Annotated in this window: 17 protein-coding genes and 1 tRNA gene; 6 read left to right on the top strand and 12 right to left on the bottom strand. The window is 65.5% G+C overall.

All coding sequences use genetic code 11. From position 1 onward, the window contains the following. Positions 1 to 26: 26 nt before the first annotated feature. Both ACPJW8_RS01420 and ACPJW8_RS01415 read right to left on the bottom strand, forming a co-directional pair. Entirely contained in the window at positions 27 to 1,043 is a 1,017-nt protein-coding gene (locus tag ACPJW8_RS01420) for a LacI family DNA-binding transcriptional regulator (RefSeq protein ID WP_330187922.1), read from the bottom strand. 107 nt (positions 1,044 to 1,150) lie between these two features. Next, a tRNA-Lys gene (locus ACPJW8_RS01415) sits at positions 1,151 to 1,223 on the bottom strand. Between the two features lie 128 nt (positions 1,224 to 1,351). On the opposite strand from ACPJW8_RS01415, the gene ACPJW8_RS01410 reads away from it, so the two are divergent. The 3 genes from ACPJW8_RS01410 (at position 1,352) to ACPJW8_RS01400 (ending at position 3,911) form a co-directional block, all read left to right on the top strand. After that, positions 1,352 to 2,011 carry a hypothetical protein gene (locus ACPJW8_RS01410; RefSeq protein WP_330187923.1) on the top strand — a complete coding sequence of 220 codons (660 nt, stop codon included), beginning with the start codon at positions 1,352 to 1,354 and terminating at the stop codon, positions 2,009 to 2,011. A gap of 270 nt (positions 2,012 to 2,281) precedes the next feature. After that, positions 2,282 to 2,899: a nuclease PIN gene (locus tag ACPJW8_RS01405; RefSeq protein ID WP_330187924.1), complete on the top strand. Its 618-nt coding sequence runs from the start codon at positions 2,282 to 2,284 to the stop codon at positions 2,897 to 2,899. A 1-nt stretch (position 2,900) separates the two neighbouring features. After that, entirely contained in the window at positions 2,901 to 3,911 is a 1,011-nt protein-coding gene (locus ACPJW8_RS01400; protein ID WP_330187925.1) for an inorganic phosphate transporter, read from the top strand. 60 nt (positions 3,912 to 3,971) lie between these two features. Here ACPJW8_RS01400 and pstB read toward each other — a convergent pair whose 3' ends face one another. From pstB to pstS, 4 genes are all read right to left on the bottom strand, one after another. Next, positions 3,972 to 4,751: a phosphate ABC transporter ATP-binding protein PstB gene (gene pstB, locus ACPJW8_RS01395; protein WP_330187926.1), complete on the bottom strand. Its 780-nt coding sequence runs from the start codon at positions 4,749 to 4,751 to the stop codon at positions 3,972 to 3,974. A gap of 70 nt (positions 4,752 to 4,821) precedes the next feature. Beyond that, positions 4,822 to 5,931, bottom strand: a complete 1,110-nt coding sequence (pstA, locus tag ACPJW8_RS01390) for a phosphate ABC transporter permease PstA (protein WP_330187927.1) — start codon at positions 5,929 to 5,931, stop codon at positions 4,822 to 4,824. Beyond that, the gene (pstC, locus tag ACPJW8_RS01385; RefSeq protein WP_330187928.1) at positions 5,932 to 6,867 is read right to left on the bottom strand and encodes a phosphate ABC transporter permease subunit PstC; all 936 of its coding nucleotides are present in this window, start codon (positions 6,865 to 6,867) and stop codon (positions 5,932 to 5,934) included. A gap of 112 nt (positions 6,868 to 6,979) precedes the next feature. Then, positions 6,980 to 8,095, bottom strand: coding sequence for a phosphate ABC transporter substrate-binding protein PstS (gene pstS / locus ACPJW8_RS01380; RefSeq protein WP_330187929.1), 1,116 nt, complete (start codon positions 8,093 to 8,095; stop codon positions 6,980 to 6,982). Between the two features lie 280 nt (positions 8,096 to 8,375). On the opposite strand from pstS, the gene ACPJW8_RS01375 reads away from it, so the two are divergent. Beyond that, positions 8,376 to 9,503, top strand: a complete 1,128-nt coding sequence (locus ACPJW8_RS01375; protein WP_330187930.1) for an FUSC family protein — start codon at positions 8,376 to 8,378, stop codon at positions 9,501 to 9,503. Positions 9,504 to 9,546: 43 nt separating this feature from the next. Here ACPJW8_RS01375 and ACPJW8_RS01370 read toward each other — a convergent pair whose 3' ends face one another. The 6 genes from ACPJW8_RS01370 to ACPJW8_RS01345 all read right to left on the bottom strand — a co-directional run bounded on the left by ACPJW8_RS01370 (position 9,547) and on the right by ACPJW8_RS01345 (position 16,539). Then, complete coding sequence (locus ACPJW8_RS01370) at positions 9,547 to 10,575, bottom strand: Gfo/Idh/MocA family oxidoreductase (protein ID WP_330187931.1); 1,029 nt, start codon at positions 10,573 to 10,575, stop codon at positions 9,547 to 9,549. A gap of 47 nt (positions 10,576 to 10,622) precedes the next feature. After that, positions 10,623 to 11,666, bottom strand: a complete 1,044-nt coding sequence (locus tag ACPJW8_RS01365) for a LacI family DNA-binding transcriptional regulator (protein WP_330187932.1) — start codon at positions 11,664 to 11,666, stop codon at positions 10,623 to 10,625. 32 nt (positions 11,667 to 11,698) lie between these two features. Beyond that, a complete protein-coding gene (locus ACPJW8_RS01360; protein WP_330187933.1) occupies positions 11,699 to 13,129 on the bottom strand; it encodes a GH1 family beta-glucosidase in 1,431 nt (476 codons plus the stop codon). Continuing rightward, positions 13,129 to 14,067 carry a carbohydrate ABC transporter permease gene (locus ACPJW8_RS01355; RefSeq protein ID WP_330187934.1) on the bottom strand — a complete coding sequence of 313 codons (939 nt, stop codon included), beginning with the start codon at positions 14,065 to 14,067 and terminating at the stop codon, positions 13,129 to 13,131. The genes ACPJW8_RS01360 and ACPJW8_RS01355 overlap by 1 nt, the downstream gene beginning before the upstream one ends. Next, positions 14,064 to 15,155 (bottom strand): sugar ABC transporter permease, encoded by a 1,092-nt coding sequence (locus ACPJW8_RS01350; RefSeq protein ID WP_330194147.1) that lies wholly within the window; start codon positions 15,153 to 15,155, stop codon positions 14,064 to 14,066. The genes ACPJW8_RS01355 and ACPJW8_RS01350 overlap by 4 nt, the downstream gene beginning before the upstream one ends. Before the next feature lie 67 nt (positions 15,156 to 15,222). After that, positions 15,223 to 16,539, bottom strand: coding sequence for an extracellular solute-binding protein (locus ACPJW8_RS01345; protein ID WP_330187936.1), 1,317 nt, complete (start codon positions 16,537 to 16,539; stop codon positions 15,223 to 15,225). 177 nt (positions 16,540 to 16,716) lie between these two features. On the opposite strand from ACPJW8_RS01345, the gene radA reads away from it, so the two are divergent. Both radA and ACPJW8_RS01335 read left to right on the top strand, forming a co-directional pair. Next, complete coding sequence (radA, locus tag ACPJW8_RS01340; protein ID WP_330187937.1) at positions 16,717 to 18,093, top strand: DNA repair protein RadA; 1,377 nt, start codon at positions 16,717 to 16,719, stop codon at positions 18,091 to 18,093. A gap of 27 nt (positions 18,094 to 18,120) precedes the next feature. After that, a complete protein-coding gene (locus ACPJW8_RS01335) occupies positions 18,121 to 18,705 on the top strand; it encodes an NUDIX domain-containing protein (protein WP_330187938.1) in 585 nt (194 codons plus the stop codon). The last annotated feature ends 3 nt before the right edge of the window (positions 18,706 to 18,708 follow it).

The following is an 18,708-nucleotide window of genomic DNA, read 5'->3' as shown; positions in this document are numbered from 1 at the left end:
CGTTGTAGAGTCTCCGGGCGCCGAAACTACGTAGCCGGCGCCGCCGTGCTCTTCCGTGCTACCAGTTCCGGTGCCACCACAACTGAGCCGGTGGCTGCACCGTCCTCGATCTGGCGGAGCATCAGCTCGATGCAGCGCCGCCCCAGCTCCTCAAAGTCCTGCCGCACGGTAGTCAGCGGGGGGCTGAAGTAGCCCGATTCAGGCTGGTCGTCGAACCCCACCACGGAGACGTCGTCGGGCACTGCAACGCCTGCCTCATGGAAGGCGCGGAGGACGCCCAGCGCCATCTGGTCGTTACCCACAAAAACGGCCGTTGCGTTGCGATCCGAAGCCAGCCGGCGGCCCAGTTCGTAGCCGCTGCCAGCGCTCCAGTCGCCCTCCAGCAGCAGGTCAGCGGCCAGTCCGGCCTGTTCCATGGCAGACCGCCACCCCTCGGCGCGGACGGCTCCGTCAATCCAGTCGGCAGGTCCGGAAAGGTGGGCGATGCGCCGGTGCCCCTGCGCGATCAGATGCCCGACGGCGGCCTCCGCACCCTGCCGCTGGTCCACCATGGCGCCGCTCACCTGGGCATTTCCGGTGGATCCCACGGCCACCACCGGCACTCCGGGCTTGAATTCCTCGAGCACGTCCAGCGTCCGGGCATGCGGCACCAGCACCACAATCCCGTCCACTGACTGGTCCATAAAATGCCGGAGGGAATCGGCAATGGAATCGCTGCTGACGGAGCGGAGCGCGGCAATACTCACGAAGTACCCGGCTTCCCGCGCCGCCTGTTCAACGCCCAGCAGCGTGTTGGCCGGGCCGAATTGGGAGAGCTCACTGGCCAGCACGCCGATTGTCTGGGACCGCCGGGTCACCAGGCTCCGCGCCGCGCTGTTCCGCCGGTAACCCAGCTCGGCGATGGCCGCCTCTACTTTTTCGCGGGTGGCGGGGCTGACATTGGGGTGGTTGTTCACCACCCGGGAAACGGTCTGGTGCGATACGCCGGCGCGCTGGGCGACGTCCTCCAAACGGGGCAGCCGGCCGCTGCTGGTCTTGGTCATGTACCCATTCTGGCTGGAAACGCCCGGAAAACGCGTACGAGGTGGCACTTGGCGGCAGTCCGGCGAACCGTAACTGCCGCGAAGTGCCACCTCGCGCGCAACATGGGTGGGCCCTGTGGGGCTCGAACCCACGACCCACGGATTAAAAGTCCGATGCTCTACCAACTGAGCTAAAGGCCCCAACTGAGGGTGGAAAATCACACTCAGCCCAGTCCATTTCTGGACGTTAATACTGTACCCCACGCGTGCGGACGCTCAAGACCGGCCCAACGCTCGATTCACCGGAAGCGCAGGAGTAGCGTGGTGGCATGAGCGAGCAACCAGCTTCACAGTCCGGCGGCAGTGCACCGCGCCAGCACAAGCCCAAGCTCTTCGCGCCTGTGGACTTTGAGCCCTTCGCGGGCGGGCCGGATCCGGCGCGGGTGTCCGAAGCCGCGCACCTGGCAGCCCAGGCACTGGTAAGGCACGGCCGCGACAGTGACGATCCGGAGATCACCGAGCGCCTGGTCAAGCTGACGGATGTGCAGGGCCTTGATGCCATCGCGGAGATGTGGGCCGAAAGCCCTGCACGTTCGCTTCCGGGCGCGCTGTGGCGGCTGTACGCCATCAGGGCCGCCACCGTGCAGGATCCGGAACGTATCTCCGTGTATTTCCGCGCCGGCCGGGAAACCGCGCAGGTTTCGAACGTTGTGGCCGGGGCTGCGGAACCGCCGGGCGCCGAGGAAATGCGCACCATGGCGGACGCCATCCTCTCCGGAGCGTTCGACGGCGAATTCGACGTCGCACTGGAGCGGTCGGCCGCGTTCTGCCGGGTGGTGGCGCTGGGCCAGGCCACCATCGCGGACGGCGCCGAACACAGCAACGAGGTCCACGCCAGCAAGCTCACCCGCAACTCCCATCAACTGGTGAAGACGGCCGAGGACCTGGAGCACGCAGCCAACGCCTGGCGGCTGGGCGAGCTGGACTGAGCGGCATTAGAGGCCTAAGACCGGCCGGCTGTCAATGTTGACTTGCCCCCGCCAAAGTAGAAAACTGAAATCGGTGCCGAACTGCGAAACCCCCGGGCTTCAACAATTAGCCGCCTAGAGCGGCCTACCGCCGAGAGGCGTATCCGGTTCGGCACCATTTTTCTGCCCTTTTACTCCGGGCGGTAAAGTAGGCAACAGTTTGCGGGCTGGCGTCAAGTCATATCTCGCACTGTTCCAGCCCCAGTAACCCTTCCGGAGACCGGTAACCACGTGAAGCTGCGCCTTTTTCCCCAGGAGCCCGCCGGGCTGATACTGCTCTCGCACATGGCCAGGCAGGTTGTTCTGGCCACCGGCACCCTGTCCGAGCTCCTGGGCGTCCCGGCTGCCGAGCACGCACACCTGGTGGACACCATGCATGACCACGAGGCCAAATCCAACGAACTCCACTTCGCGCTGTTGACCCATATGCGCACCAGCTTCGTCAATCCCCTCCCCCGCGAAGACATGTATTCGCTGTCCAGGTTCCTGTACGAGGCCATGGAACGGCTGGACGGCACCGCGGAGATGATTGCCCTCTACAAGCTTGAGCGCCTGCCCAAGCGTGCGGCAGACCAGCTGGAAGTCATCAACCGCCAGGCCGAGCTCACCGTGGACGCCATGCGCCGCCTCGATGACCTGGACGAGCTGGAGGACTACTGGATCGAAGTCCTCCGGCTGGCCAAGCGCGCTGAGCGGACGCACCGGACCTGGGTAGCTGACCTCCTGGCGGACATGAAGGGCGCCCCCTATGCGCGGAACCGGGACATTGCCAACCAGCTGTTGAATGTTTCCCGGGACCTTCGGCGTGTGGCCACCCAGGTGGGCAGCATCATCGTCAAGGAATCCTGACGTGGTTCCTGTCTTTTTCGGCGTGGTGGTTCTTTTCACCGCGGCGTTCAGTTTCCTGAACGGATTCAGGGACGTCTCCACCGCCGTCGCGCTTTCCGTGCGGACACGGGCGCTGACACCCAGCATCGCCGTCCTGCTTGCCGCTTTTTTCAACCTGATTGGCGGCCTGCTGAGCGCCACCCTCGCTGTCTCCGTGGCCAACTCCTGGGTCACCCTCCCGGATGGCATCAACGGCCTGAGCATTGTGATCTCCGGCCTGGCCAGCGCCTTTGCCTGGGGTGTGCTCACGTGGTGGCTGGGCATACCTTCGTCCTCCACCCACGCCTTGGTTGGCGGCTTGGCCGGGGCAGGCCTTGCCAGCGTGGTGGTGGGCGGCAACACCGTAGGCGGGGTGGACCAGTCGCTGCTGTTCCAGGTGGTCCTGCCGCTGGCGATCTCGCCGCTCATCGCTTTTGCAGGCGCCTATCTCTCCGTGGTGCCCATCGCGTGGGCCACCAGGTTCGCCCAGCCCAGCATCATCAACCGCCGCTTCCGCCGTGCACAGTCCGTCGCAGCCGGCGCCGTAGCCTTTGGCCACGGCCTGCAGGACGGCCAGCGCGTCAGCGCCGTACTCCTGCTTGCCATGATCTCCGCGGGAATTTACGACGGCGGGATCCCCCTCTGGGTGATCCTGTTGACTGCCGTGACCATCACCGCCGGGACACTTTTTGGCGGCTGGCGGATCTCCCACACCCTCGGGCACAAGCTCACCAGGATTGATCCCCTGCGCGGATTTGTGGCACAGACGCTCGGCGCGGTGGTGCTGTTCATCGGCGCCATCGGGCTGCACTGGCCGGTATCCACTACCCACAGCGTCACGGCGGCCGTGCTGGGTGCCGGTGAAACCCAAAGGTTCGCCTCCACCAACAGGCGCCTGGTGCTCCAGATCCTTGGCTACTGGCTGCTGACGCCGGTAGTCACGGCAGCCCTTGCGTTCGTTATAGAACTGGCCATGTCACCACTCGGCAAGTAGCTGGGCCCACAGCCGCAGGGTTCCCTGGCCGAGCTTGCGAGGCGAGGGAGGCGTTGGGGACTACCCGAATCGGCCGGAGACGTAATCTTCGGTGGCCTTCACGGTGGGGTTGTTGAAGATGGTGGACGTCTCAGCGAACTCGATCAGCTTGCCGGGCTTGCCGGTGCCGGCGATGTTGAAGAATGCCGTCTTGTCCGAGACACGGGCTGCCTGCTGCATGTTGTGCGTGACGATCACTACCGTGTACTGGTCCTTGAGCTCGTTGATGAGGTCCTCGACGGCCAGGGTGGAGATGGGGTCCAGGGCGGAGCAGGGCTCGTCCATGAGGATCACCTGGGGTTCCACGGCGATGGCGCGGGCGATGCAGAGGCGCTGCTGCTGGCCGCCGGAGAGACCGGAGCCGGGCTTCTCGAGGCGGTCCTTGACCTCGTTCCAGAGGTTGGCGCCGCGCAGCGACCGCTCCACCAGGGCGTCGGCTTCGCCCTTGGAGATCTTCTGGTTGTTCAGCTTCACGCCGGCCAGCACGTTGTCGCGGATGGACATGGTGGGGAACGGGTTGGGGCGCTGGAACACCATGCCGATCTGGGAGCGGACGGTGACGGGGTCCACGCCGGGGCCGTAGAGGTTGTCCCCGTCGAGCAGCACTTCGCCCTCCACGCGGGCACCCGGAAGGACCTCATGCATGCGGTTCAGGGTCCGCAGGAAGGTGGACTTGCCGCAGCCGGACGGGCCGATGAATGCCGTGACGGACTTGGCCTCGATGTTGATGCTGACGCCTTCTACGGCCAGGAAGCTGCCGTAGTAAACGTTCAGGTCCTTGACGTCGATGCGCTTAGACATGGTGTTCCTTCACTGCTGAGAGGTATGAAATAAGTCTAGCCAGCTGCCTTGCGGGCGGCCGGAAAATTTTCTAGCGGCCGGTCTTGGGTGCGAAGGCCTTGGCGATCAGCCTGGACGCCAGGTTCAGGACCATCACCAGGATGATCAGCACCAGGGCCGCGCCCCAGGCCCGCTGGGTGGACGGGTCCGGGTTGGACGGTGACGTTGGGTTCAGGATCTGGGTGTAGATGAAGGTGGGCAGCGAGGCCATCCAGCCGCTGAACACATTGGTGTTGATGCTGGTGGCGAATCCGGCGGTGACCAGGATGGGCGCGGTTTCGCCGATCACGCGGGCGATCGCCAGGGTAACCCCCGAAGCAATGCCGGAGATCGCCGTCGGGATGACCACCTTGAGGATGGTGCGCCACTTGCGCACGCCAAGCGCGTAGGCGGCTTCGCGAAGCTCGTTGGGCACGATCTTCAGCATTTCCTCGGCGGAGCGGACCACCACGGGAATCATCAGGACGGAAAGCGCGACGGCGGCTACCGCACCGGTCTTGGTTCCCGGGCCCACCACTGCGAAGAAGAACGCGGCGGCGAAGAGGCCGGCCACGATGGACGGGATGCCGGTCATCACGTCAACGAAGAACGTGATGGCGCGGGCCAGCCGGCCTTCGTTGCCGTACTCCACCAGGTAGATGGCCGTCAGCAGGCCCACGGGCACGGAGATGACGGTGGCCAGCAGCGTGATCTGGATGGTGCCCAGCAGCGCGTGGTAGATGCCGCCGAGGACCGGGGTGCCGTCCTCTACTGCCCGGTTGTCGTAGACGCCGGTGACGCCGTTCATGGAGCTGCCCAGGAAGCCGGGGGTGACGAGGCCGGGCACGCCGTTGGCCAGCACCGTCCAGATCACGGAGATCAGCGGCAGCAGGGCGATCAGGAACGCACCCACCACCAGGCAGGTGGCCAGTTTGTCCTTGGCCTTGCGGGCACCTTCAACGGCGCCGCTCCAGCTGACCAGGCCGATCGTGAAGAGGATGGCGGAGACGATGCCCCAGCCGAACGCGTTGAAGCCGATCAGGGCCAGGATGGCGGCGCCCAGGACCAGTGCCACGCCGAGGACGATGTACGGTGCGGCCTTGGGCAGCTGGCCCTTGGTCAGCGCCGAGCGCTTGCGGACGGGAGTGAGTGTGGAGGTCATTTAGTTGGCTCCCGAGAATTCTTTGTGGCGGCTGATGATCCAGCGGGCAATCATGTTCACCGCGAGGGTGATAACGAAGAGGATCAGGCCTGCTGCGATCAGCGTGCTGACCTTGAGTCCTGACGCTTCGGGGAAGTTCAGCGCGATTTCGGCGGCAATGGTCTGGTTGCCGGACTGGATCAGGCTCGCTGTGAGTGCACCGGAGGAGAGCACCAGGGCCACCGCCATGGTCTCGCCCAGTGCACGGCCGAGGCCCAGCATGATGGCGCTGATGATGCCCGGCCGGGCGAAGGGCAGCACGGCCATGGTGATCATTTCCCAGCGGGTGGCGCCCAGGGCCAGGGCGGCTTCCTCGTGGAGCTTGGGAGTCTGCAGGAAGATTTCGCGGGACAGCGAGGTGATGATGGGAATGACCATCACGGAAAGGACGATGCCCGCCGTGAGGATGGTCTTGCCGGTGGCCGAGGCCGGGCCCGCGAAGATGGGCAGCCAGCCCATGTTCTCTGCGAGCCAGTTGTAGGCCGGGGAAATCTGCGGGGCCAGGAACGCGGCACCCCAGGCGCCGTAGACCACGGAGGGGATGGCCGCCAGGAGGTCGATGACGTAGCCGAGGCCGGATGCCAGCTGCCGCGGGGCAAAGTGTGAAATGAACAGCGCCACGCCAATGGAGATGGGGGTGGCGATGATCAGGGCGATCAGGGCCGCGATCAGCGTGCCGATGACGATCGGCCAGATGTAGGCGAAGAAGCCTTCCCCGCCCTGGATCTCTTCAGCAGGTGCCGTCAGTGCCGGGATGGCCTGCACCACAAGGAACAGGGCAACTCCGAACAGGACGGCGAGGATCAGGCAGCCGGCAGCCAGGGTTGCTCCGGAGAAGACTTTGTCACCAGCGCGGCCTGCGGCAGCTTGTGAACTTGTCAGGGAGGTGGCGGTCATTCCCGACCCTTCGTTTTGTGGTGGCGCTGGGACAACTGAAAGCTGGGCGGACATAGCCAAGTTCCCCGCCCCGCCTCTCGGCGCGGCGGGGAACTTGGTTCAAAGCCAGATATTAGGACTTTACCTTGATGGTTTCGATGGCCTTGGCGGCCTTCTCTGCCAGCTCGGAGGAGAGCGGTGCGGACTTGGCGGAGTCAGCAGCTGCCTGCTGGCCCTCTTCCGAGACTACGTAGTTCTCGAAGGCCTTGACCAGGTCGACGGTCTCCTGGCTGTCGTAAGTGGAGCAGACAATGTGGAAGGAGACCAGGACGATCGGGTATGCGCCCTCGTTGGTGGTGGCGCGATCCAGCTTGATGGAGAGGTCGTTGGCGCCGCGGCCTTCAACGGGCTTGCCGGCGTCCACAGCCTTGGCAGCAGCCTCAGCGGAGATCTTGGTGAAGTTCTCGCCAACCTTGATCTGGGCAACGCCCAGCTTGCCGCTCACTGCGGAGTCATCAGCGTAGGTGATGGCGCCGGGGGTGTCCGTGACGGTCTTGACCACGCCGGAGGTGCCCTTGGCGTTTTCGCCCTGGAGGGCGGCAGGCCAGACGCCGGAGGACTTGTCAGTCCAGGTCTCCGGAGCAGCAGCGGCCAGGTAATCGGTGAAGTTGCCGGTGGTGCCGGAATCGTCAGAGCGGTTCACGGGGGTGACCTTGAGGTCCGGCAGTGCAACGCCTTCGTTCATGGCGGCAATCGCGGGATCGTTCCAGTTGGCGATTTCGCCGCGGAAGATCTTGGCGACGGTGGTGGCGTCAAGCTTCAGCTCGGTAATACCCGGCAGGTTGAACGCGACGGCGATCGGGGAGATGTACACCGGGATGTTCAGTGCGCCTTCGGGGCCGCAGATTTCCTTGGAGGACTCGAACTCTTCGTCCTTCAAGTAAGCGTCCGAGCCGCCGAACTGGGCGGACCCGTCCAGGAGGGCCTTGCGGCCTGCGCCGGAGCCGTCCGGGGAGTACTGCACGGTGGCACCCTGGTTGGCAGCAGCGAATTCGGTCTTCCAGGCGTCCATTGCCGCGCCCTGCGCGGAGGAGCCGATGCCGGTCAGCGTGCCGGTGACTGCGGCGCCGGTGTTGGCGTTGGTGGGTGCGCTGCCGGTGACGTTGTCTGAACCACAGGCGGTAAGCGCGAGAGCGCCGGCTGCGATAACGGCAAGTGCCGCGTGGCGGCCAAAGCGTTGTGCCTTCACTGAATGTGCCCCTTCCAGGGAATCTCATTGGGGGTGGAGGAGTCGGAGTTTCCCGCCACGCCGATGCGTACGTTTTGTACCTCAACCGAAGTTAGGCGCGCAGGGTTACGAGACTGGCCTCTCAGGGTGAACGGAAGGTTAACGACGGCGGGACACTGGGTTACATCTCCCGGGTCGCTATTGCATAGCTCACATTCTGGGATCTATGGCACGCAATGGCAAGGATTTGGCGCCCTGCCGGGGAACGGGACGAAGCAGGCGATGCAAATACACTGGTGGCATGGCCCTTGCACACCGTCTGGATACCGGCAGGCGTTTCCTGCATGGCCGCTTCCGCACCGGATTCATCCGCAGCCGCAATTCGCTGCTCCCGGCAATCCAGATGACACTCTGCGCGGTGGGTGCCTACGCCTTCGCGGAGTACGTGCTGGGCCACTCGGGGCCGTTGTTTGCCGCCACGTCTTCGCTGATTGCGCTCGGCTTCTCCCGGGAACCCCGGCTCCGGCGGGTGGTGGAGGTGGGCCTGGGCTGCACCATCGGGATCGCTGTAGGTGACCTGCTGCTCCACTGGCTGGGCAGCGGGATCTGGCAGGCCGCCGTCGTACTTCTTTTCTCCATCCTGCTGGCCCGGTTCCTGGACAGCGGCTCCATTTTTACCACGCAACTGGGCCTCCAGTCGCTGTTGGTGGTGCTGCTGCCGGCACCTGACGGCGGGCCGTTTACCCGCAGCCTGGACGCCGTGGTGGGCGGCCTGTTCGCCCTGCTGGTAACCATCCTGATCCCCCGCGATCCCCGCCGCGAGCCGCGCAAGGACGTCCGGAAGCTGCTCCACGAACTCTCAGAGGTGCTGCGTGAATGCGCGGAAGGCCTGGTCAAGAGCGATTCCACGCTGGCTTGGCATGCGCTGGTGCGCGGACGCAACTGCCAGCCCCTGGTGGACGGCATGCGCCTGTCGCTGCGGTCCTCCGGCGAAGTGGCCACGCTCTCCCCCGCCCACAGGCGGCACCGGGACGAGCTGGACCGGCTCACTGAATCCCTGGAGTACATTGACCTGGCGCTGCGCAACAGCAGGGTTTTTGCCCGCCGGCTCACCAGCGCCATCAATCACGCAGCCCTCTCGGACGCCGCAACCGAATCGATCGCCGAGGTGCTCCAGGAGACCGCTGCCGCCATTGATGAGCTCTCGCTGGGGCTTGCGGAGACCCACGACGGCGCCCGGCGCGCCCACCTGCGCACGGCCCGGCGGAACCTCGGCGAGGCGGCGCTGCGTGTCCACCCGAAGCTGCTGCAGGTGGAGCGGCTGGAGGGCGAAACCGTGGTGATGCTGCTCCGTCCGCTGATGGTTGACCTGTTGGAGGCCACCGGTATGAACGGCGACGAAGCCCGGGACCTGCTGCCTGAGCTTTAGCCCCCAGGCTGCCCGGTTGTTCCAGCGGTTCTTCCAGCGGGGCTCAGCCGGCGTCGTTCACGTAGCGCAGGCCCAACTGCCGCCGCGCCTCGTCCAGCAGCTTCATCATGGCGATGCTTTCCGCCCAGGGCATCAGCGGACTCTCCTGCAGCCCGGCCCGGATGCAGCGGCCGGCCTCGCGCAGCTCGTGGATGAACCCCTCCGCGCCTTCAGTTTCTTCCGGGCACGCCTCAATCCGGGGGACGCCGTCCTGGCCGCAAATTTCCAGCTGGTGGGGGTTGTACAGCGGCGCACCGATCCGGAGCCAGCCCTTGCTGCCGCTGATGGTGGCGATCCCTGGCCCGTCCGCCTGCAGGGTTGAGACCAGCTGCGCCACGGCCCCGTCCGGGTAGTGGAGGGTGAGGGTGTTCTGGACGTCCACGCCGTCCCCGTTGAGCTGGCCGGCCGCCGTCATCCCGGCCGGAAAGCCAAGCGCAGCCACGGTCCAGGTCAGCGGATACACCGTGAGGTCCAACAGGGCGCCGCCGCCCGCCGCCGGATCCCACAACCGGTCCGCGGGGTCGTAGGCCGCGGCGAATCCCAGGTCCGCCTGCACCCAGCGGACATCACCGATCTCCCCTGATCGGATCAGCTCCATGGCACGCCGGGTGGCGGGCAGGAACCTGGTCCACATGGCCTCCATCAGGAAGAGGCCGCCGTCGCGGGCCAGGTCCGCCAGTTCCTCCGCCTCGCGGGCATTGATGGTGAGCGGCTTCTCGCACACCACATGCTTGCCGGACTTCAACGCCGCCCTGGCCACCTCGGCATGCTGGGCGTGCGGGGTGGCGATGTACACAACGTCCACCAGGGGATCGACAAAGAGCTGCTGGTAACCGGTGGCGCCGGCGTCATCCGCGTAGCTTGCCGCGAAGCCGAACCTGCCGGCGAACGCCTGCGCCGCGGCCTCCGTGCGGGAGCTGACAGCGTACAGCTCGGCGTCCTCCAGCCGCGCGAGGTCGCTGGTCACCCGGTGGGCGATCCGGCCGGTTGCCACAACACCCCAGCGAAGGGGCCTATCCGCAGGAGATGACATGATGGTGCCTTTCGGAGGTGTGGTTGTCCGGTGACCGGTCAGGCCCGTCAGGCCGATTCGCGGATCACCAGGGACGTGGGGATCTGCGTGACGTGCTCGGTGGGCTTGCCTTCAATCAGGTCCACCAGGGTCTCGGCCATGGTCTTGCCCATCTCGATGATGGGGTGGTGCACGGTGGTCAGTTGCGGGGTGACGGACGTTGCGAACGAGTCGTCGTCGAAGCCCACCACCGCGATGTCTTCCGGGATCCGCAGCCCGCGCTGGTGCAGGACGGTGTAGGCACCGGCAGCCATTTGGTCGTTGGCCACAAAAACGCCGTCGACCGGTTTGCCCCTGTCCAGCAGCCGGCGCATGGCGGTGGCTCCGGAGGCCAGCGTGAAGTCGCCGTATTCCACCAGCGAATCGTCCAGGCCGGCCCCCACCACCGCTTTCCGCCAGCCGCTCAGGCGGTCCACGCCTGGTGGCATGTCCTGCGGGCCCGCGATGGTGGCGATGTGCCGGCATCCGCGGGCGGCCAGCACCGCCGTCGCGCCTTCCGCCGCTACCTCGTTATCCACTTCCACGTAGTAGCTGGCGGTTTCGCCGAAGGGTTTGCCGGCGAACACCATGGGCAGCTGCTCGCTCAGGTGGGTCCAGGAGCGGTCGCCCATGTGGTGCGAGACCACCAGGGCGCCCGCCACGTTGCCGCCCAGCAGGAACGCCCGGGTCTTTTCAGGCTTGGTCTCGGACGCAATGACCATGTTCAGCGTGTAGTCGGTATCCGCCAGGTAGAGGGCAACTCCCTGCACCACTGAGGCGAAGAACGGGTCTGCGAACACCTTGGACGTGGACTCCGGAACGATCAGCGTGACGGAGTTGGGCCGCCGGCTGGCCAGGGACCGGGCCGCCCGGTTGGGCGTGTAGTTGATGGCCTGGATGGCCGTGCGCACCTTGGCGGCGATCTCCGGATCCACGCTGGGCACCTCGTTGACCACGCGCGAAACCGTTGCCCGCGACACCCCGGCCAGCGCCGCCACCATTTCAAGGGTGGGCGCCGGCCGGCTGCCGCTGTGGTCCTGCTTCACCATGGTCACTCCGTGCTCTCCAGCCATCCCTCGGGACTCCAGTTTAGGCTGGGAGGCAGTTACGGGGTGTCCTGCCGCAGGTTCTGCCGCGCGGCTGCGATCAGCCGCGCGTAGGCCTTGCCGCTGTCCTTCACCGTCCGCTCGAAGGTGCTGTAATCCACCCGGATGATGCCGAAGCGCTTCCCATAGCCCCAGGACCATTCGAAGTTATCCAGCAGCGACCACACGAAGTAACCGCGGACGTCGGCGCCCTGGTCGATTGCCTCTCCGACGGACGCGATGTGGTCCAGGATGAACTGCTTGCGTTCCTCATCATGCACAGCGCCGTCCGGGCTGACCGTGTCCTCATAGGCAGCGCCGTTTTCGGTGATGTACAGCGGCGGCAGTGACGGGTATTCCTCCCCCAGCCGGACCAGGAGCTTGCGCAGCCCGTCCGGGTTCACTTCCCAGTTCATGGCCGTCCGGGGAAGGCCGCGGCTGGGGAAGGAGATGTGCTCCGAGCCAATCCACGGCGAGGACGTTGGCCGCTCCGCACCGCCGGAATGGCCGTCGCCGCCTTCGTCCGCCGGATGCCCGCTGATGAGGTCATCGTGGTAGTGGTTCACGCCCAGGAATTCCAGCGGGGCGCTGATGATCTCCAGGTCACCGGGCTTGATGACGTCATGGAGGCCGAACGGTGCCAGGTCCTCCAGCGAGTCCTCCGGGTAGCTTCCCCGCAGGATCGGATCCAGGAAGATCCGGTTCTGCAGCGAATCGAACCGGCGGGCGGCGTCCAGGTCCACGGGATCGTTGCTGTCCCGTGGGATGGAGTTACTCAGGTTCAGGGTGATGCCCAGGTTCTGCGCGCCCAGTTCACGGAGTGCATTAACAGCCAGACCGTGGGCGAGGTGCTGGTGGTGCACGGCAGCGATGGCTGCCTGCGGCTCCTGGCGGCCCGGGGCGTGGACTCCGGAGCCGTAGCCCAGGAGCGAGGAGCAGAAGGGCTCGTTGAAGGTGGTCCAGTGCTGGACCCTGCCCCCCAGCGCCGCGTAAACGTCATTGGCGTATTCGACGAACCGGTATGCGGTGTCCCGGTTGGCCCAGCCGCCCTTCTCCTCCAGCGCCTGCGGCAGGTCCCAGTGGTAGAGGGTCAGCCACGGCAGGATGCCGGCCTCAAGGAGTTCGTCAACCAGGCGGGAGTAGAAGTCCAGCCCTTCCTTATTAACCGCCCTGTCCCCGGGGCGCACGCGCGCCCAGCTGGTGGAAAAGCGGTAGGAATCCAGGCCGAGTTCCTTCATCAGGCGCACGTCCTGCGGCATCCGGTGGTAGTGGTCCACCGCCTGCTCCAGGTTGTCCCCGTTGGCAATGGCCCCCGGAACGCGGGCGAACTGGTCCCAGATGGAATCTTCCTTGCCGCCTTCGTGGCCGGCCCCCTCAATCTGGGCTGCCGCCGTCGCAGATCCCCAGATGAAACCGTCCGGCCACTGCCTTGAATTTGTTGGTGCTGGCATTAGCCCTTCACTGCTCCTTGCATGATTCCTGAGATGAGTTGTTTGCCTGCCAGCGCGAAGAGCACCAGCAGCGGGAGCGTAGCCAGAACTGCACCGGCCAGGACCACAGAGTAGTCCACATACCTGGCAGATTGCAGCTGGCTGAGCGCTGTTTGGAGGGTGGGATTGCCGGCGTCGAGCACTAGCAGCGGCCAGAGGAAATCCGTCCAGGCCGTCATGAAGGTGAACAATCCCAGGATGGCCATGCCGGGGCGGGCCGCGGGAATGGCGACGTGCCAGAACGTGGAGATCATGTTGGCGCCGTCCATACGCGCCGATTCGATCAGCTCATCCGGGATCACGTCCACCAGGTACTGCCGCATGAAGAACACACCGAAGGCTGTCACCAGGGTAGGAACCACGACGGCGCCGATCTCACCTGTCCAGCCCAGGGTCCGCATCACCATAAACAGCGGAATGATGCCCAGCTGCGTGGGAATGGCCATGGTGGCCACCACCAGCAGCATCAGTCCGTCCCGGCCCCGGAACCGGAGCTTGGCGAACGCGTACCCGGCCAGCGTGGAAAAGCCCACCACGGACACGGTGATGATGCTGGAGATCAGGACACTGTTGCCCAGGGCCAGCCAGAACGGAATCGTGTCAAAGACCTCCCCCACGTTCGTCCAGAAGTTCCCACCCGGCAGCAACGGCGGCCAGGTTTCGCCCAGGGCCTCGTTGGAGCGGCTGCCGATCACGGCGGACCACCACAACGGATAGGCGGAGGACACCAGGAAGGCCAGCAGCAGCCCATAGCTGAGGAAACCCGGACGGAGCCCGGTCCCCAGGAAGCGCTGGCGCAGCGGGACGGCGCCCGGATTCGCCCGGTCCGCGGAACCCTTGCCTGCCTTGGCTGCCTTTGCTGCGGCATCGGCCGGACGCACCTTATTAATGATGCTCATGGCATGGTCCTTTCGCTGCGCTGGCGGTTGCTGCTCTGTTTGTTCATGCGCTGACCGTTCCTGCGCTGGTTGCTCTGGCGCTGGCGGTTCCCGCGCCCCAGCCGGGTTGCGGCACTGCGGGGAGCGTCCGCCGTCGCAATTTTCCGGGAGATCAGGTAATTGACCACGCCGAACAGCACGATGATCAGGAACAGCAGCCAGGCAATGGTGGAGGCCTTGCCGAAGTTCTGCCGCTGGAAAGCCATCTCCCAGAGGTAGAGCACTGTGGTCTGGAACTGCCGCTGGGATCCGCCGGCCGTGGCGGGATCGAACAGGCGCGGCTCGGTGAAGACCTGCAGGCCGCCGATGGTTGCCGTGATCACCACGAACACCATGGTGGGCCGGATGCCGGGCAGCGTGATGCTGAAGAACCGCCGTACGGCGCCGGCACCGTCCAGGGCCGCGGATTCGTAAAGTTCGCGCGGCACTGCCTGCATGGCGGCCAGCAGGATCAGGGCGTTGTAACCGGTCCACCGCCAGTTCACCATGGTGGCGATGGCAACGTGGCTGGGGAATGTTTCGCTCTTCCACATCACTGGATCGATGCCGAAGTTGCCCAGCACGTTGTTGATCAGGCCGTACTGCTCGCCGAACATGTTGGTGAAGATCATGGCCACTGCCACGGGCGTCACCACGTACGGGAGCAGGACGCTCATCCGCCAGAAAGTCTTTGCGCGGAGGTTCTGGTCCAGCACAGCGGCCAGGAAAAGCGCCACGGCCAGCTGCGGGATGGCGGACAGCAGGAAAATACTGAGGGTGTTCAGGAGCGAATTCCAGAAGAAACGGTCCTGCAGGACCTCAACGAAGTTCCCCAGCCCCACCAAATCGCCCTGGCCCTTAAGGAGGTGCCAGTCGTAGAGGCTCACCACAAACGTGTAGACCAGCGGGAACAGGCCAACCAGGGCAAAGAGGATAAAGAACGGGGCGACGTAGAGGTACGGGGAAGCCTTGACGTCAAAGACGTTCAGCCGCTGCTTGAACGTGGGCTTCGGCGGGAGGGCTGTCCTTCCCTGGGGAGGAACTGCCGGGCGGTTCACGGTGGTTGTCATGGTGTTCTTTCACGGTCCATGGCGGGTCCCCCGGCGTGGATGCCGGAGGACCCGCTCAACGGCGTTCCTAGTTATTGACGACCAGGTCGTTCAGGAGCGTGAGTGCTTCTTTCCAGGCGCTGTCCGCGTTGGCGGTGCCGGCGTCGAGCGTCTTCAGGGCCGGGCCGAACACGTTCTCCTGGATCACCGAATCGTCCGGGCCCTTGAACTGGGCCACAACACCCTTGGCGCGGTTGGCCAGGATGACGCCGGTGGGGGCGTCGTTGAAGAGCTCGTTGGGGGTGGCGTCCTTGACCAGCTTCTCCTGGGCCTTCAGCGTGCTGGGGAAGTTGTTGGCCGCAGCGGACTGCTTGACCTGCTGCTCCGGGGCGGTCAGCCAGGCAGCGAGCTTGGCTGCTTCTTCCGGGTGCTCGGAGGTCTTGGGCACGGAGAGGAAGGCGCCGCCCCAGTTGGAGGCTCCGCCCGGGAAGACGTCCGCGAAGTCCCAGCCGCTGTCCAGGCCGCCGCCGGCGGATTCCAGCTGGCCCTTGATGGTGCCCAGCATCCAGCCCGGGCAAACGAACGTGGCGAAGGAACCATCGGTGAAGGCCTTGCCGTTGCCCCAGTCCCACTGGGTCTGGTTGGCGGAGAGCCCGGCGGCCGTACCGGCGGCCAGCATCTCGAACTTGCCCTTCATCTCGGCGTTGCCGTCAACGTTGAGCTCGCCGTCCTTGGTGTAGTAGCCCTCTTCCATCTGGTTCACCATGGAGTTCCAGACAAACCCGGACTGGTCATACCAGGCCTTGCCCGTTGCCGCCTTGTACTGTTTGCCCAGTTCGAAGTACCGCTCCCAGGTGGCGTCCTCGCCGCCAAACAGTTCAGCCACTGCGGTGCGGTCGCTCGGAAGTCCTGCGGCTTCGAAGAGCTTGCCGTTGAAGCACAGCCCCTGCGGCCCGATGTCAGTGCCGTACCCGATGACGCGGCCGTCAGGATCGGTGCCCTGCTTGAACTTCCAGTCCACCCAGTTGTCCTTGATGTCCCCTGCGCCGTATTCGTTGAGGTCAACAAACTGGTCAGAGACTTCCATGATGGAGCCCAGCCAGCCTTCCTCGATGGCTGTGACGTCGCTGAGCCCTGATCCTGCTGCCAGCTTGGTGAAGGCGTCGGTGCGGGCGTTGGAGCCGCGGTCAATGTTGGTGGCCTTGATCTTGATGCCGGGGTTGGCCTTTTCATACTCCCCGTAGAGATCGTCGTACCCGAAGGTGCCGAACGTGGTGACGGTCAGCTCCAAGGGGTTGTCTGCGCTTGCTGTCTGTCCTGAATTACTTGAACAACCTGTGGCCAGGAGGGCCAGGGCTGCTGCTCCCGCTAACGCGGCGGCGGTATTTCGGCGTGAAAAAATCACGGTCACTCCTTTGTGGGGGACACTGCTGGAAGGTTGAGAGAGCGCTCTCTTGCAAGTTTCCTAACCGTAAGCGTGATGCGGATCACTGTCAAGAGAGCGCTCTCTCAAAGTTGGTTTCTGCGAACGCGGTTGCCGCCGTCGGGCGTTTTGTCCGGCCCCGCCACTAGGGTGGAACGCATGGCAACAAAGACTTCCCGGGCAGCCAAGGCGCCCGCCTACAAATGCGCCGAATGCGGCTGGACCGCCGTCAAGTGGGTGGGCCGCTGCGGCGAGTGCCAGGCCTGGGGCACCGTTGAGGAAACCGGCGTCGCCGTGGCCCGCACGACGGCGGCAACCACCGTGGTGGAACCGGCCCGCCGCATTGCCGAGGTAGACGCCACCACCGCGGCGTTCCTGCCTACGGGCGTTGACGAGCTGGACCGGGTGCTGGGCGGCGGGTTGGTGCCGGGCGCCGTTATCCTGCTGGCCGGTGAGCCGGGCGTGGGCAAGTCAACGCTGCTGCTGGACGTTGCCGCCAAGTTTGCCCGCACGGCACAGGACGTCCTCTACGTCACGGGCGAGGAATCAGCCGCGCAGGTGAAGCTGCGGGCGGAGCGGATCGACGCCGTCGCGGATTCGCTGTACCTGAGCGCCGAAACGGACCTTGGCCAGGCACTGGGCCAGGTGGAAAAGCTTGAACCGCGGCTGCTCATTGTGGACTCCGTGCAGACGCTCAGCAGCGCGGACGTGGACGGCAGCGCGGGCGGCGTTTCGCAGGTGCGCGAGGTCGCGGCGTCCATCATTGCCGCCGCCAAGCGCCGCAACATGACCACGCTCCTGGTGGGCCACGTGACCAAGGACGGCTCCATTGCCGGGCCGCGGCTCCTGGAGCACCTGGTGGACGTGGTGTGCCAGTTCGAAGGCGAACGGCACTCCCGGCTCCGGCTGCTGCGGGCGGTCAAGAACCGCTACGGGCCCACTGACGACGTCGGCTGTTTCGACCTGAACGAGGACGGCATCGTTGGGTTGACGGATCCCAGCGGACTGTTTGTCAGCCGCACCAAGGATCCCGTCTCCGGAACGTGCATCACCGTCACCATGGAAGGCCGCCGCCCGCTGCTGGCCGAGGTGCAGTCCCTGCTGGCGGAAAGCCCCAACTCGCAGCCCCGCCGGGCCACCAGCGGCCTGGACAGCTCGCGCGTTTCCATGCTGCTCGCTGTCCTCCAGCAGCGCGCCGGCTGCCTCTTGCACAAGGACGATTCGTACGTGGCAACGGTAGGCGGCGTGAAGCTCAGCGAACCGGCAACGGACCTGGCGGTGGCACTGGCTGTGGCCTCTGCCAAGGCCCGGAAGCCGCTGCCCATCCGGCTGATTGCCTTTGGTGAGGTAGGGCTTGCGGGCGAGGTCCGCCCGGTGCCCGGCATCAACCAGCGCATCCAGGAAGCCCACCGGCTTGGCTTCACGCACGCAGTGGTACCCGCCAGCCACACCGGGCCCGGGCCCATTCCCGCAGGCTTCACCGTGCGCGAGGTGGAACACCTCACCGAGGCGCTGAGCCTGCTGATCGGAAGCTGACCGGACTTTCTGGAAACGGAGGGGAACATGACCGTTCGCAGTGCGGGTATCCTGCTGTACCGGTGGGACGTTGCGGAGCGGGATCTTGCGGGGCAGGATGTTGCGGGAAACGACGCCGGAACCGCCCAGCTTCAGGTCTGGATCGCCCACATGGGCGGGCCGTTCTGGGCCAGGAAGGACGCCCGGGCCTGGTCCATCCCCAAGGGTGAATATCTTGAGGGCGAGGATCCGCTGGTTGCTGCCCTGCGCGAATTCGAAGAGGAAATGGGCACGCCCGCGCCCGCGGCCGGCTATGTCCCGCTGGACGAATTCCGCCAGCCGTCAGGCAAGCTCATCACCGCCTTCGCGGCGGAATCCGACTTCCAGCCGGAGGTTATTGCCAGCAACACCTTTCCCCTCGAATGGCCCAAGGGCTCTGGAAACATCCAGCAGTTTCCGGAAATTGACGACGCCGGCTGGTTCAGCGAGGAGGACGCCCGGGTCAAGCTGGTGAAGGGCCAGCTGGCCATCCTGGATGCGCTGCTGGAGAGGCTCCGGGAAGAGGAGTCCGGCGGAAACATGTTGGGGGGAAACACAGAAGGTGCCGCCCTCCCGGAGGAGGGCAGCACCTAAGGT

The sequence above is a fragment of the Pseudarthrobacter sp. J47 genome, from assembly GCF_049810315.1.
Classification (GTDB): domain Bacteria; phylum Actinomycetota; class Actinomycetes; order Actinomycetales; family Micrococcaceae; genus Arthrobacter.
Note: the sequence above shows the minus strand (reverse complement) of the source record. Positions and strands in the feature narration are given on the sequence as shown.

Excerpts from the sequence above, each read along its gene's own strand:
- ACPJW8_RS01370 (WP_330187931.1), bottom strand. The coding sequence starts at position 10,575 with ATGTCATCTCCTGCGGATAGGCCCCTTCGCTGGGGTGTTGTGGCAACC.
- ACPJW8_RS01410 (WP_330187923.1), top strand. The coding sequence starts at position 1,352 with ATGAGCGAGCAACCAGCTTCACAGTCCGGCGGCAGTGCACCGCGCCAG.
- ACPJW8_RS01355 (WP_330187934.1), bottom strand. The coding sequence starts at position 14,067 with ATGAGCATCATTAATAAGGTGCGTCCGGCCGATGCCGCAGCAAAGGCA.
- pstA (WP_330187927.1), bottom strand. The coding sequence starts at position 5,931 with ATGACCTCCACACTCACTCCCGTCCGCAAGCGCTCGGCGCTGACCAAG.
- pstB (WP_330187926.1), bottom strand. The coding sequence starts at position 4,751 with ATGTCTAAGCGCATCGACGTCAAGGACCTGAACGTTTACTACGGCAGC.
- pstC (WP_330187928.1), bottom strand. The coding sequence starts at position 6,867 with ATGACCGCCACCTCCCTGACAAGTTCACAAGCTGCCGCAGGCCGCGCT.
- ACPJW8_RS01365 (WP_330187932.1), bottom strand. The coding sequence starts at position 11,666 with ATGGCTGGAGAGCACGGAGTGACCATGGTGAAGCAGGACCACAGCGGC.
- radA (WP_330187937.1), top strand. The coding sequence starts at position 16,717 with ATGGCAACAAAGACTTCCCGGGCAGCCAAGGCGCCCGCCTACAAATGC.
- ACPJW8_RS01360 (WP_330187933.1), bottom strand. The coding sequence starts at position 13,129 with ATGCCAGCACCAACAAATTCAAGGCAGTGGCCGGACGGTTTCATCTGG.
- ACPJW8_RS01420 (WP_330187922.1), bottom strand. The coding sequence starts at position 1,043 with ATGACCAAGACCAGCAGCGGCCGGCTGCCCCGTTTGGAGGACGTCGCC.
- ACPJW8_RS01335 (WP_330187938.1), top strand. The coding sequence starts at position 18,121 with ATGACCGTTCGCAGTGCGGGTATCCTGCTGTACCGGTGGGACGTTGCG.
- ACPJW8_RS01375 (WP_330187930.1), top strand. The coding sequence starts at position 8,376 with ATGGCCCTTGCACACCGTCTGGATACCGGCAGGCGTTTCCTGCATGGC.
- ACPJW8_RS01350 (WP_330194147.1), bottom strand. The coding sequence starts at position 15,155 with ATGACAACCACCGTGAACCGCCCGGCAGTTCCTCCCCAGGGAAGGACA.